Raw genomic sequence first — 14,390 nt, 5'->3', positions numbered from 1 at the left:
CTTGGTTATACAACAACATTGGGTTTCTTAGTAACTTCAAAGTGGGGAATTATAACATTCGTTATTCGTTTCAGTTCTTGCGTATTGCCATCAACTGAGCTATTTATAGCGGACTCTAACATTTGCGGTCTGTAAATGATAAACGGGTAACTATTATTATCTCCTTCATATCCTAAAACAGCTTTTAACTTCTCGTTCAATCTTGTCTTCATGAGTCCGTATTTGTCCAATATTTCAGGAAGAACCATTTTCACCTTCCTTAGAATCAAACCTTGCTTCTTGAGAATCTCGTTCTCCAAAATCTCTTTTTCGGTAACCCATCCTTTCCTTCCTACTGTTTCTAACACTATATTTTCGATCAATCGGCTCGTTTGTTCACTTTTTTCAGAAAGCTGTTTCCCTTCCAATTTAGGGTAAACACGATCAGCCTCTTCCACACTTATAGTTCGTAAAATTAGCTCTCTACCAAAGCCTTTCATGGTGAGTCCTTTTTCCAAAAATTCTTTAGCTTTACTTGTTGCATAATCTAATACACTCTCATCATAAGATGGAATTGAGTAATATTGTATTGTATTATGCTTTTTGTTCTTTGCGGCTTCGTGCTTTGCACGTTTAAACAAGAATTCTGGCAGCTCTCTGTCCTTTACTTTGATTAGTAGACCCAGGTAAGTAAATAAACCCAAGATCTTAGAGACTGATTGAACATCTTTGTCTAATTCCCGAGAAAGAAAACTATTGCTAGCGAAGAAAATTGGAGTTCCATCTTCTGTTGCGAAGTTTTCGGTAACAACGTGTTCTTTTGCAAATTCGTTTAAGTCAGCCAATTCTTTTTGGTAGTTCCGTATTCGTTTGAATACTTCTGGATAGCATTCTTTGGACTCAGGACTATCAAGAAACTTCAAATTTCGTTTAATGATTCCTTTGTGTTCCTTTTGCCATTGTGTTTCGTGATACGTTACATTGTAAATGCGACGTAGGAATCCCAATGCAGTATAGGTACTGTAATTTGTCAGTCTTTCTGTAATCTGAATTATATTTTGTCCATCATTGTGCAATGGACAGTTATTGCTAAAACAATAATAGATTTGATGTCCCGTTTTATCATCAATATATATCTTAGCACTAGGATTGTGATCAGCGTGAAATATACACGAGAAATTACTTGAACTTGGTAGCCCTAAGAAGTTAGACAAATTTTGCTTTTTTAGATAGTCATATACCTCAGCATTATCGTTTAGTATGACTGGTGCAGCATTTACTCTTTCATGTAAGTGCTGTTCGTTTCTCATTTTTATCAATTGCCAGTTATGTGTCGTATGGGATGTACTGGCTTGTTGATGCTTGAGGGGTTTTGGCACAGTAATAACCTCAACACACCCATCTTTCTTCTTATCACTGTGCCCAAATCCTCCTTCCGAATTGGTTTGGGGATTTAATCCTGTTGGGCATTGATCAATGATGTCCTCAATGCTGTACCGAGTCCTTGTGTTTCGAATAATTTCGATCTGGAATTTATTATGTAGGTCTTTACACCAATTCGTACCAGGCACACGCATTAAGTTACATAGTCGCTTCACGCTTGTATCGGCGTTGAAATGTTTGATCAATCTATCTTGGCACTCTTTAAACTGATCTGTAGTCGCTCCAACTTCGAGTAACCAGTAGCAATGCAATCCATTTCTAGTCTCTACAATATAACTTGGCTTAAGGGGAAATTCATCTATCTCTTTCAACTTTTCATTTTTATATTCCCTTGTTGCTTCCAAGGAGAAGTAATTCTTCGACACATCTCTACCACAATCCAAATCAATGAATACTGCATTTATATGGTCAATGTCAGAATCCTTGTAACCTCCACTGTTAACTACGAAATACACCTCATATCCTTCGTCATTTACCTTAAGAAGCTGTCCAACTGTGGATAGATTGTGCTTCTCCTTAAAATCTCGGGTCTTTGCCTTTTTCTTCAAACAACGGTAAGCAACCTCCTTCTCACCAAATAAATCATCAAAAAAATATTCTAATTCAAACAAAAATCCACTTCTCCTTTGTTATTTTCCGTATGTTAATGTTACATCCACTCCTTAGAGATTCCGTATATTTAGCATATCAAATGCGTTTTTGAAGTATTTTATTCGAAAAGTGATTGTTTTTCCAGCACTTTTTAAAAGAAAATCTTGTAACCCAGTGTCAAGTCTTTTTTTGAAAAATTGAAGAATTTCTTTCGGAATCAACACCTAGCCGTAACCAAGTCACTCAAATGTGTTTGAATATATCTCTGTCCCTATACTCCGAGTCCTCTCTAGAAAGCGCTACCTGCACAAATACTAAATTTTCACTTATCCCATTCTTAGCCTTAAGCAAATTTAAAAGAACGCTACCGGTTGCATTAGCATATATAACATCTCCAGCCTTATCGTGAAGAATTTCTGATACGATATTAATTAATTTGGAATATAATTCCACTTGCACAATGTAATGATCTCTCTCCAGCAAAAATTGTCTTTTTCGTTCTTCGGGAGTTTGCTCTTTCGCTTGTTCATTTAATTCCATATTCTCTTTCCCTCCATGTGTTATATATGTTTAAGCTGCGGTCCATATTACATGCTCTAAGGGTTGCTTTAAAGAGTATGTCTTCTAAACATTTCCTCTAAGAAAAGGTTCAATGATCAATTTCCCTCCAATATTCATATATGGCATTGGCTCTATACCTAAAATCCCAGAGGGGCACAGATCAAGGATGCATTCATCCTCTACTTCCTTGTAGATAATAGAGTCTTTGTTGAATCTAATTACAATTTCATTTTTATTCTGCATAACATCAGCATTGTGTATCGGAAACTCAATTGAACCTAATTCAGGTAATTCAATGTTTTTATCTGTCTCTCCCAGTTGACTCATTATTTTAATTCCAACAAAGTTGTTAAAAGAGTCATACAACAACTTGCATTTAACCTCAGCTAGGGAACTTTCAAATTTATGTGAATTAAATTCTTTAAGGCGAATGTACATTTGGCAATCATCAGTAATTGTAACTTGCATTTCTTTCACCACTCCCTAAGTCATATAGGAAAATTAACCATGCTTCAATCATATTGATGAGAATAAACGTAATATCTTAATTGGTATAATACTACGGTGATCAGCCCCACAACAGAGAACAAACGCTCTTATTTTTTTATACTTCTTATACTAGCGGTGTAAGCCAAAGCAGTTTTGAACGGTTAAAACCACCCATTTTCCCTTGATTTTTTGCTCAAAAACAGCCCCGATGAGTCGTCTGAAACGTGATCTGATACCCTGAAAATCGGATACACTGGGTAAAGTTGATATAGACCTTACGTAGCAAGGGATTGAGGTCAATTTCGAGAAAACTGGATCGTGATATTTTGCTCCAAAACGGCTCTGTGACGGGCTTCGCGGCGTGATATTTTGCCCCAGATTTCGGATATAATATATTCTTTTAAATCTTTAATATATCTTTATAAATATCATGCCAAAGAGATTTGGCATATCAGGTCGGCTAAAGCCTTGGTGCGCTTACGCTTATGAGGGCTTCGCCCAATTCCCCTGTCGGGGAGGATACAGACGTATCCTCTTAATCCTCTACCAGCTCCGTTTTAAGCACTTTGACTTCGAGATGGTGAATTTATACCCAATCAGCATTTGGAACGCGCACGGCTTGTTTGACATGGTTTCAGTACTATATTAAGAACGGATGATATCCAACGATTGTTTATTCTCCAAAACATAGAGTATTGTTACGCAGCATACGAGAGCAAGCCGTGAGCATTATCGACTTTTTTGTTTACTGCTAGCTCAAAGATATCCTCAGTTGTATACCCTATTCTCTTAATTCTCTCCACTGTTTCATCATGCAATGGCTCCATGAAGACTGTTTGTAGTGCATTCTTTATGTCATTGACACACATTTCATCAAACTCTGACAATGTAAGGTTAGCATGCAATCTATCCTTTTTGTGTTGCTTGAAGTCACTAATGAAGGATACAAGCTCATCTAGATCACCATTCCAGTAGCGGTTCCACTCTAATAGATCATTCTCTGACTGCACAAGGTACTCAAGCTTATCAATCCAGATTTTGCTAAAGTCATTCCACACTAGAAAGTTAATCCAGGATTGTTTTGTACTTCCAAGGTTAGCAAGTATCAAATGGTAAGGTACATGTTGCAATTTTCCGTTGTGTGTTTTGTTAGGAATAGTTGTAAATTTCATAGGTTATTGCTCCTTTATTATTGGGATTTTCTTGTATCTGTACCAAATAAAATTTGAATATAGATTTTCTCACTCGATAATGATATATTTTATACGTTCTAGCGTATAAAATTATAATATACGTTGGATCGTATAGTGTCAACTATTAAACCTATTGGAGCGATGTCTTTATGTTAAAATTACGCCTGAAACTTGATGAGATACTTAAAGAACACAACACAACTCAAAGTAAATTATCGCAAGTCATAGAAGTTAGGCAAGCCACTCTGTCTGACATGTGTCGGAATGCGCGTTCAGAGATTAACATCCCCATTGTGGAGAAAATAGCTAATCATTTTGAAATTAAAGACATAACTCAAATAATTGAGCTTGTGAACGTGGAGGAGGGGGAGTCATGATCTCAGACAAAACACTTACTGAACTTGGAGTGGTTAAAGATAAAACGGGAGTTTTCCTTCCCAAAGATTTCTGTCTAGTGTCTCTGCTCAATTGGTATCAATCGCAGGATAGTGTGCTGACTGACGATCAACACCAAGCCATTACGGACTTCCTATTCCACCTTGAGCTTGACTTAGGGATTTGTGATGGCACGAATGCTGAGTATTTGAAACAGAGGATTGTTGAAGAAGATTGAAATCAAGCGCAATTGTTTAGAGAACTAAACTATTGGACTGAAAAACAAAATATTAAACAATCAATGCTCCATTGAACTAACTATATAAGTTGAACTAATCTTTTGCACGATAACGGAGAGGACAGAAAAAACCTGAAAAAGCAAAGCGTTCGCCTTTATCACCGGATTTTCCCTTGTAAAAAGGGAATCGAAAAAATCTGGGGATAACAGCGATTGGAAGGTTATTCTGTCATCGTAGTATCAGTATAAATAATCTTTAGTTCAACTTATATAGCAGGATTGTTCCATAAATTAGTTGAATATATCATTTCGAATATAAATCCTTGAATGTTAAGCAGGTTGAACATTGACGACCTCAGAAAAAATGGATGAGAATTAGGGAGTGATATTGTGGGCATCGGTAGAAATGAATTGTGCCTTTGTAAGTCAGGAAAGAAATATAAAAAATGTTGTGCATTAAATGAAAATGAATATGTTAAATATTTAGATCCAAGAATTCCTGACGGTGAAGTAATGGTACGACAATTTGATAAGGATAAAGTTGTAACTACTTGCTTACATCCTAATAATCATGATTGTACAAAACTACAAGGTGCTCATGCGATTTCTGAAAAGCGAGTGTTAAAAAAAATATCTGACCAAAATGGTAAAATTCTAAAGCTTTATCTTGGTTACAATGAGCAACAAAATTTGAGTGTGAAAATTAGGGAAATTGGTACAGGTAAAGCGTCGGTGTTCTATGGTTTTTGTAACAAGCACGATAGCATTTTTCAGCCTATAGATAATTTGGATTATAACCCTGTTGATGAGACGCAGAATTTTTTATTTTCATATAGAGCATTTTGTTTTGAGTACCACCAGCTTAATGAATCAATTAAAGCCAATCAAAAGCTATTTAAAGAAAGTAAAAAAGTACACGAGGATGTTAGTAAAATTTTATCAATGTTGAATCGGCAAAAAAACAGATTGGACGAGTATCTCAATAAATACAATGAATATATTCTTAGTACTGATTATTCAAATATTATTTACAGGTGCTTTATTTTTCAAGGACAATCACAAATAGCAGTAGCATCAGCCATCTCGCCGTTTTACGATATTGAAAACAATGAAATAACATCAGAAATAAAAAATAGTAAATCAATTGGACTTAACATCTTCCCTCAAGACACCTGTACATATGTTGTATTTAGTTGGTTTAAAGATGATAATGATTCATTTATCAAACTAATTACTCAATTTGAAAACTTATCTATTGAAAATCAAATTAATTACTTGAATAATATGGTGCCGTTGTATGCAAGAAGAAGCCTATTTTTAAGTCCGTTACTTTGGAGCCGATTATCAATAGAAGAAAGAAATGCTTTAAAAGCCACATATCATCCTTCTTTTGTTCACTTAATTTCTCATAAGAATTTATTAAATAAGCCAAAATACAATATTTTCAGAACTATTTCTCATTGATTTACATTAGACTAACGGAAGACGTTAGTTCAATAAAACAGGACAGTCTTGGACTATATTTTTCAGTCCAAAGCTTACGCTGTTTCACTTTTCAAATCAGTCTAGCCCCTACATATGGTTGTACGCGATGATCTAGCCGCAACTAACATTCCTGTGTCTGTGTCATCCAACGAGCGTAAACCGTACGTGACACGTTCTAAGCGCCATTGTGGAAGCGGTGACTGCGCTGGATGCCCCCAGACCAACGCAGGTGGTTACGCACCAGATTGTCGATAACACCATGATTTAGCAAAGGGGAAGCAATATAAAGTGGTGTAACTATAAGGGGTTTATATCAAATACATAAAATGCCGATATTATCATCTTACAATAATGATAATATCGGCATTTTTCACTTATTGACGTTTATTGCTTATATCCTTACCTTATTTAATGGACTATACACTTTCCCAATCTCCAATATATCATGTTGTTCTAGTCCTCTTAGATACTTGGAAGTAATCTGTGTATCGAAATGTCCCATTAGTCTACTCAGGCTATATACATCTATTCCATTCTTAAGTTGCTTCTGAGCAAAATAATGGCGACAATCATGCGGCGAACATCGCACCTCCTTTCTTACTCCAGCTTTTTTACAATGCTCCTTTAGTATTTTATTGATACGAGAACGCGATAAACGCTCAGCAGATTGGTCTAGGAAATAATAATCCTCAATCTCGTCATACAATCTGTGCTTAAAGCGTTCCTGCTTCGCTTCCTCATACTTCCGCATATACCTTCTCATTATCTTGCTAATGTAGATTAGACGCTCCTTAGAGCCTTTACCATGGATGAGAATGTGCGCTCTCGATACATCATCATTCTTGATGTTACACAGTTCTGAAACACGAATTCCAGTATCAAATAGCATGATAAGAATTAACTTATCCCTTAGATTAGAGTAGGTTATTTCATCCAAATCATTGATGATACGCTTTACTTCTTCATCATTAAATGTGATAATTACCCGCTTCTCTTCCTTCAAGTTCTTAATTCTCCGCATAGGATTATTCTTCTCATCTATATATTCCTCATCAACAAGAGTCTGAAAAAAAACTTTGATTGTAGCAATATGACCGTTGATTGTAATATTGGCTTCTTTACCTCTACTCTGACAATGCTGAATGTATTTCTTAATATGCATTGAAGTCACGTCTTCGGCTTCCTCGATTTCTAGTTGCTCCTTAGTGAACTCCATCCAACGATGCAAGCGATACATACAACCAGTAATATATTCCTTTTTTCTACCTTGGATTTCTTGATTCAGCTTAAAGTCATCAATTAATTCATTGATTCTTGACATAAAAAAACTCCCTTCTATTTGTGAAATAACACAAATAAAAGAGAGTAATTTTTGAAGACCAATAGTTGCAGGTGAATGAAATGAAATTTTCAATCGTTGTCTAAAAAACCTTATGTAGCAAGGTTTTACAGTCAATAATCAATTGAAAATCACCCAGATCATTCCCACTCGATTGTTGCAGGTGGTTTGGAAGTTACGTCATACACAATACGGTTTACGTTATCAACTTCGTTAACGATCCGTACGGAGATTTTCTCCAGCACATCCCAAGGGATACGTGCCCAGTCAGCTGTCATACCGTCGATGGATGTTACAGCACGAATACCTACAGTGTAGGAATACGTACGCGCATCACCCATAACGCCGACACTCTTCATGTTCGGCAGGGCTGTGAAGTACTGCCAGATTTCGCGGTCGAGACCGGCTTTGGCAATCTCTTCACGCAGGATGTAGTCTGAATCACGAACGATGGTAAGTTTCTCTTCGGTAACCTCACCAAGAACACGGATCGCAAGACCCGGACCAGGGAACGGCTGACGGTGTACAATTTCGTCCGGCAAGCCACACTCGGTACCGACTTTACGTACTTCATCCTTGAACAACGTGCTCAGTGGCTCGATCAGTTTGAAGTTCATGTCCTCAGGCAGACCGCCCACGTTGTGGTGGGATTTGATGGTCTGTGCAGTCGCTGTACCACTTTCTACGATGTCCGTGTAAAGTGTACCTTGTGCCAGGAATGCAAAGTCATCGAACTGCTTGGACTCTTCGTCAAATACGTAAATAAACTCGTTACCGATGATTTTACGTTTTTGTTCTGGATCATCCACTCCAGCCAGCTTGGACATAAAGCGCTCCTGAGCATCAATTTTGACAACTTTCATGTCGAATTTGCCGACAAACGTCTCCATTACACTTTCTGCTTCGCCTTTACGCAACAGACCGTGGTCGATAAACATACATGTCAGTTGATCACCAATGGCTTTGTGAAGCAATGCAGCTACAACGGAAGAATCTACACCGCCGCTAAGCGCACACAGTACTTTACTGTCGCCAACTTTTTCACGAATGTCTTTGATCGTGTCATCGATGAATGTCTCCATCGTCCAGTTGCCTTCGCAACCACAAACTTCGAACAGGAAGTTACGAATCATGTCGTTACCGCGAACAGAGTGACGTACTTCCGGATGGAACTGAACAGCATACAATTTACGCTCATCGTCGCTCATGGCAGCGATTGGCGCACTTTCCGTGCCTGCATCCAGTTTGAAACCTGGAGGAAGTGTAACCACGTGGTCACCGTGACTCATCCATACCGTATGTTCGCCTTCAATGCCTTTTGCCAATGTAGATCCAGCGGCAAACTCAAGGTCTGCTTTACCGTACTCTCGCTTCTCGGAACGCTCTACTTTACCTTCGAGTTGCTGGGCCATAAGCTGCATTCCGTAGCAGATACCGAAGATTGGCAAGCCTAGGTCATAGACACCTGGGTCCACGTGTGGAGCATTCTCAGCGTATACGCTGGACGGACCACCTGAAAATACGATTCCTTTTGGTGCTATTTCTGCGATCTTTTCCGCCGGTGTATTATACGGCAAAAGCTCGCTGTATACGCCAAGATCCCGGATTCTTCTGGCGATTAACTGATTGTATTGACCCCCGAAGTCAAGGACAACTACAATTTCATTCTGTTTATTCATAACCGTGCCTCCCTCAATTCAATGAAACTAATTATACGCAACGACAAAACATACCGTCAAGGAAAGGCGAAACTCCTTTTTTCGACATATCAAAACAGGATTACCAAATGCCTCTAAATATGAAATTTCGAATAGAAAAGCTTGGTAGCAAGATGCTGGTTCAAGTGTATGATCGTGGAAAGACGCCTCATTCGCAGCGCAGCGCGAAAGGCGTCTTATGTATAGCATTCAGCGATGAACCAAACGCTGCATTTAGATAACAGTGCGCCAGCAATGGCGATCTTCATCTGCCCACAAGTGGCCAAGCTCTATTGGAAAGCGATAGCGATTGTATGGCAGCTGCTTCGCATCTTTGGTGTAACGTTGTAACATCCTGGTGTTACAACGCCTGCAACCGCCGGGCCAAACGAAGTGCCCGGCGCAGGAAGTTCAGACTGTCCGCGCGCAGCGGACGGTCTGGCCCGTACAGCAGCCGTTCCCAGTCGGCTGCAAACCGCGCGATGTCCACGCCGTCCGCGCCTGCGGCCAAAGCCGGTGACGCTGCATATTCACGCAGCGTCATACCCGGCGGCCGCGGGCCGTACCGGCGCGCGAGCGCGGCCCAGACCGGAGCGGCGGCGCGCAGCAACCGCTCGCGGTCTGGAAAGCTGCTGCGTGGCCACGCCAGTAGCAGCCCTATCCGCAGCGCGGGGCGTAGCCGCCGCATGCGGACCAGAGCAGCGGCGCCCAACAGGGCCGCTGCCACAAGGGCTGCCGCGAGCCATGGCTCCGCGGCAATGGCCCGTGCGCGGGCGAGCAGCCATGCGCCCGCGTTAGCCAATCCGCCGCTCATATACGGCGGAGTCTCCGCAACAGACTGCGGCCCGGCGAGCGCTGCGACACTTTCGCCCGCGCCTTGCGCCATGGTGAAGCCTGGCGTGGCCTCAAACGGCATCCAGCCTGCACCTGGAAAATATACCTCTACCCAGGAATGTGCATCTCCCTGTGAAATCACATATTGACTGGGCACATCCGGGTCAGCAACTCCGGGGCCAAAACCTTTAACCCAGCGTGCGGGGATGCCCTCTGCACGCAGCAACACAATCATGGCTGTGGAGAAATGATTGCAATACCCCTGCCGGGTGACGAATAGAAAATCATCCACAAAATCTGTTCCTCGCGGTGGCATACGGGTATCCAACGTATACTCGGCATGAGCAGCCAGATAAGTCTTGACGGCCTGCACAGCGTCATACCGGGTCTCACTGCCTTGAATGATTTCCTTGGCAAGCGTCTGCACTCTACCAGGGAGTGATGCAGGCAATTGCAGATAGTCCCTCCGAATGGCTGCCGGATCTTTCCCTTTATTCGTTTCCTCAAGCAAACGTAACTGTTCAGGTGTTGCGACAGGAACCATGACGTCTGCCGAATAACGTTTAACCATCTTATCGTTCCCTGAGCTTGCGAGCCACAATGTTGCCGAATCGCGATTAGACAGCAAAGAAAACATGTTTTCCTGATTATCCTTGTTCTTATCCTGGAATGATACATTAACCGGTATGCCCCCGGTAAAGAGTGGATTTGGTCCTTTCCACTCTCGCTGCATCGTGACGGTTTGGCGAATGCGACTCCAATAGGTTGGATTCTCCCAACCATCAGCACGCAGCATTCCGGATGGACTTGCCGTTTCGAAGCTTTGACCCGGGTCACTCCAAGTACTACCGTTATAATATGAACGGGTCTCCCCTCGCCAATACGTCACTTTTGGACTCTTTGCTATAAAAAAGATGGAGTTCCCCTGCACCAACGGTGCTCCCATAGGCGCGTCCGCTGTGCTATATCCCGTGACTGCCGTTGCAGCAGGGATACTACTGTGCTGTGTATAACCTGCCCAGCGAGCTAGGCGTTCACCCATCTGCTCCAAAGATATGCGTTCCGGTTGAGGAATGGAAGTAAACTGGCCAGGTAACGCGGAGAGAAGCACCATACCTGCGGAAACAACGATAGTTACTGCACTCCAACGGCCATAGGGGCTGCCGCGATAACTCGGAGTCGTGACTCCTCCATTGAGACGTAGTAGCTGGAGCAGAGCCTGAATAAGAAAAGTCCATAGGACAGACCTTATTACAGAAGCATACACATCCAGCCCCGCAAAGGATTCAAGCAAAAGCAAATAGAGCAGTGTTGCACTGCCAAACAGCATAACGCTTCGACGTAACAATACAAGGGATTGCACAGAAGCCATGAGCATGCTCCAGCCGCACATCATGAACAAACCTCTCGTTTCTGTACTAATCGAGTGGAATCGCCAGTTATTTATAAACGTGTCCATATCCGCTGAAAATATTCCCGGATACGCGACGGCCCAACGGACAGGATCACTTCCTCCGTACATCAGACATAAAGCAGCGACTGCAATGAATAATCGGATCAGTACTCCGGTGATCCATCCTGTACGAATCAACCCCACAAGCAACAATGCTCCCGTTAATCCCGCCATTACGGACAAGAACCGTTCACTGCCCTGCTGATCTGATGATGTAACCGGATATATCCACTCCAGAGACAGTATAAGTAAAATGGCCGAAATAAAAATTTTGTACAGGACAGGTACGCTAACATATCCCTCATCCTTTATGTCCGTCACAGAATTCTGGTTCACAGCTTTATAGACGGAATAGGCCGATTCTATTCTCGTACGGTCCGTTGACTCTAAGTCGGCCACAGTGGAATTGGGTTGCTGGTTACCATTACGCTCCCACATCCGTTACCTCCACCTTTCCCAATGAAGATAACGCAACGTCTGTAACCGCGTGGATCGGCACCCCGCTGTGACGAAGCCGCTCCAAACTTAAGCTGTCATATCCCAATCCATTCATCAATCTATCCGTTGATCCTAATTGGTTTTGATTCTGGTTTGCTTCAGTCAATTGCACCTCTACACGATAACCCGACCCGATTGCAGTTATGATCCATTCGGCCAGAACCTGATCCATCTTACCTGTGAGTACCACAATTCGCGACCCGCTCGTTAGTCCATCCAGCATCTCCGTTCGAAGCGAAACAGAGCCTGATTGTACTTTGGATATTCGTGCCCCCGCTAACTTGTCCAGTCCATGATTCTCATCATCTGCATGGAACGGCCCATGTTTCCATTGATCTTGTGCATCATAGTTCTTATCGCCGCCTTCCATCCACAGATGATAAGGAATGTCATCCCGTTCAGCGGTATGAATCCAGCGGGCAGCTGCACGAACCACTCGTTCAAAAGCAGGTGCATCCATGTTCTCCCGTTGTTTTACGTCATAACCCGACGCGCCTTCATACACAAGGATGCCGAGCGAAGCCAGATCCGTGGTATCAGGCAGAAAGGTCTGAAGTTTTCCCGTTTTGGCTGTACTTTTCCAATGAACTCGTCCCAGTGGGTCACCCTGCTGATATTCACGGAACTCAGGGCTACGGTTACCCTGGCTATTTCTTCGCTCTGACAGAGTCCCTTCGATCATCGCTGCGAATTCTACCGAATCACCCTTCCCCCAAGCTGTTGCTTGAGGAACAACAAACAAGGGGGTACCTCCCGCGGTCTCTGCGGAGAGGGTATTCCAGCCAAACATATCACCCCAGTACAATCTGCCCGTATCCCATCTGTAAACTCCTCTGCGTAACCCGGAACATTCATATTGATAGGAAAATTGTCGCCGTGTTCCCGGGAAAATCAATTTGCGATGAACACCTGCAGGTGTGTTCTCACACAGAACGATCCATAACAATGGAATACGGCAATTGAATTCCAGTTCGACTAGAACCCGTACCTGCTCGCCTGCCTCAATCCGGTTCGTGTGTATTTTCCGACGGATGTGAATACGCCGGGGTCCGAACCAATGGAGAAGCAGACCTCCTGTGAACATCAAGAAAGCTATAACGGATAGAAACAACGCCGCTTTGCCCCCATGCCACTGATACAAGGAAGCAAAAGCCACCACCAAAACAGCACTCACAATCCGTTGTCCCAGCGCAGTCATTGCCTCCGTCCCCTTCCCTGTGATGCCATCTGTACAGGTACCAGGACCGATGACAATGCTTCTTCAATGACTTGTACTTGCCCCCAAACCTCCGCTCTGTTCTGGGCCTTCAATTGAATACGGTGGGAAAGGACAGGCACAGCTACCTCTTTCACATCATCCGGAATGACATAACTGCGCCCTTGAAGATAGGCAAATGACTGCGCCGCAGCCATCCAGGCCAGTGTTCCACGCGGACTGATGCCCAATCTGACCGCCGGAAGGCTGCGAGAGGCTACAGCAACGGCCACCAGATACTGTTTGACGACCGGATCAACATGTACCTGTTTGACTTCACGCTGCATGGCTACGACCTCTTCAGCAAGCAGCACAGGGCGAAGTTCATCAAGCGCTTCTCTACCTTGCATGCGGGTTAACAATTCCAATTCCTGTTCCGGATCGGGATACCCCAGTCCAATTCTCATGATAAATCGATCCAGCTGCGCTTCAGGCAGACGGTACGTACCCTCGAACTGTAACGGATTCTGTGTCGCCAGCAGAAAGAACGGGCGTGGCAAGGCATAGGTAGTGCCATCAACGGTAATACGTCGTTCCTCCATTGCCTCCAGCAGGGCAGACTGAGTGCGTGGTGATGCGCGATTTATTTCATCAGCCAGGACAACGTTGGACATGACAGGCCCGGGCCGAAACTTGAATTCAGCTGTATGTGGATGATAGATTGAAGTGCCCGTAACATCTGCCGGCATGACATCGGACGTGAATTGAATCCGGCCCATGGAGCAGTCCAGTGCAGAAGCAACGGCACGAACCAGCATCGTTTTCCCGGTACCCGGCACATCTTCCAGAAGTACATGCCCCCCACTGAGCATTGCAGTGAGGACATAACGAATCTCTGTTTTTTTGCCAATAATCACACTCTCAACACGCTTCATGACCCTGTTTAACAATTCAACAGCATGTTCATGTTCCATTCGGATATAAGACATTTCTCTGATCTCCTTCCGTTCATCAGCATTC

Annotated in this window: 13 protein-coding genes; 4 read left to right on the top strand and 9 right to left on the bottom strand. The window is 42.8% G+C overall.

The genetic code is table 11. The features are described 5' to 3' along the window. Positions 1-5 precede the first annotated feature (5 nt). From MHI52_RS03840 to MHI52_RS03825, 4 genes are all read right to left on the bottom strand, one after another. Positions 6-2,033 (bottom strand): hypothetical protein, encoded by a 2,028-nt coding sequence (locus tag MHI52_RS03840; protein WP_405158490.1) that lies wholly within the window; start codon positions 2,031-2,033, stop codon positions 6-8. A gap of 223 nt (positions 2,034-2,256) precedes the next feature. Beyond that, on the bottom strand, positions 2,257-2,553 hold the full coding sequence (locus tag MHI52_RS03835; RefSeq protein WP_405158489.1) for a hypothetical protein: 297 nt from the start codon (positions 2,551-2,553) through the stop codon (positions 2,257-2,259). An 84-nt stretch (positions 2,554-2,637) separates the two neighbouring features. Continuing rightward, positions 2,638-3,042: a hypothetical protein gene (locus MHI52_RS03830; protein WP_405158488.1), complete on the bottom strand. Its 405-nt coding sequence runs from the start codon at positions 3,040-3,042 to the stop codon at positions 2,638-2,640. Positions 3,043-3,761: 719 nt separating this feature from the next. Continuing rightward, the gene (locus MHI52_RS03825; protein WP_405158487.1) at positions 3,762-4,235 is read right to left on the bottom strand and encodes a hypothetical protein; all 474 of its coding nucleotides are present in this window, start codon (positions 4,233-4,235) and stop codon (positions 3,762-3,764) included. 170 nt (positions 4,236-4,405) lie between these two features. On the opposite strand from MHI52_RS03825, the gene MHI52_RS03820 reads away from it, so the two are divergent. The 3 genes from MHI52_RS03820 (at position 4,406) to MHI52_RS03810 (ending at position 6,333) form a co-directional block, all read left to right on the top strand. Further along, on the top strand, positions 4,406-4,633 hold the full coding sequence (locus tag MHI52_RS03820) for a helix-turn-helix domain-containing protein (RefSeq protein WP_405158486.1): 228 nt from the start codon (positions 4,406-4,408) through the stop codon (positions 4,631-4,633). Further along, positions 4,630-4,869: a hypothetical protein gene (locus MHI52_RS03815; protein WP_405158485.1), complete on the top strand. Its 240-nt coding sequence runs from the start codon at positions 4,630-4,632 to the stop codon at positions 4,867-4,869. The genes MHI52_RS03820 and MHI52_RS03815 overlap by 4 nt, the downstream gene beginning before the upstream one ends. Positions 4,870-5,259: 390 nt before the next feature. After that, positions 5,260-6,333 carry a YecA family protein gene (locus MHI52_RS03810; protein WP_405158484.1) on the top strand — a complete coding sequence of 358 codons (1,074 nt, stop codon included), beginning with the start codon at positions 5,260-5,262 and terminating at the stop codon, positions 6,331-6,333. A 412-nt stretch (positions 6,334-6,745) separates the two neighbouring features. On the opposite strand, the gene MHI52_RS03805 is transcribed toward MHI52_RS03810, so the two are convergent. Together MHI52_RS03805 and guaA are read right to left on the bottom strand one after the other, a co-directional pair. Then, positions 6,746-7,810, bottom strand: a complete 1,065-nt coding sequence (locus MHI52_RS03805) for a tyrosine-type recombinase/integrase (RefSeq protein WP_405158483.1) — start codon at positions 7,808-7,810, stop codon at positions 6,746-6,748. A 23-nt stretch (positions 7,811-7,833) separates the two neighbouring features. Next, positions 7,834-9,372 (bottom strand): glutamine-hydrolyzing GMP synthase, encoded by a 1,539-nt coding sequence (guaA, locus tag MHI52_RS03800; RefSeq protein ID WP_036668199.1) that lies wholly within the window; start codon positions 9,370-9,372, stop codon positions 7,834-7,836. Between the two features lie 234 nt (positions 9,373-9,606). On the opposite strand from guaA, the gene MHI52_RS03795 reads away from it, so the two are divergent. Further along, positions 9,607-9,741 carry a hypothetical protein gene (locus tag MHI52_RS03795; protein WP_405158482.1) on the top strand — a complete coding sequence of 45 codons (135 nt, stop codon included), beginning with the start codon at positions 9,607-9,609 and terminating at the stop codon, positions 9,739-9,741. 10 nt (positions 9,742-9,751) lie between these two features. On the opposite strand, the gene MHI52_RS03790 is transcribed toward MHI52_RS03795, so the two are convergent. Genes MHI52_RS03790 through MHI52_RS03780 form a run of 3 tightly spaced genes read right to left on the bottom strand, consistent with a single transcriptional unit; the run spans position 9,752 to position 14,359 of the window. Continuing rightward, entirely contained in the window at positions 9,752-12,115 is a 2,364-nt protein-coding gene (locus tag MHI52_RS03790; protein ID WP_405158481.1) for a DUF4129 domain-containing transglutaminase family protein, read from the bottom strand. Further along, positions 12,102-13,373 carry a DUF58 domain-containing protein gene (locus tag MHI52_RS03785; RefSeq protein WP_405158480.1) on the bottom strand — a complete coding sequence of 424 codons (1,272 nt, stop codon included), beginning with the start codon at positions 13,371-13,373 and terminating at the stop codon, positions 12,102-12,104. The genes MHI52_RS03790 and MHI52_RS03785 overlap by 14 nt, the downstream gene beginning before the upstream one ends. Then, a complete protein-coding gene (locus tag MHI52_RS03780) occupies positions 13,370-14,359 on the bottom strand; it encodes an AAA family ATPase (RefSeq protein ID WP_405158479.1) in 990 nt (329 codons plus the stop codon). The genes MHI52_RS03785 and MHI52_RS03780 overlap by 4 nt, the downstream gene beginning before the upstream one ends. Between the last annotated feature and the right edge of the window lie 31 nt (positions 14,360-14,390).

The sequence above is a fragment of the Paenibacillus sp. FSL H8-0283 genome, assembly GCF_045040675.1.
GTDB lineage: Bacteria > Bacillota > Bacilli > Paenibacillales > Paenibacillaceae > Paenibacillus > Paenibacillus amylolyticus.
The sequence above is the reverse complement of the archived record's forward strand: the minus strand, read 5'-3'. Positions and strand labels throughout refer to the sequence as shown.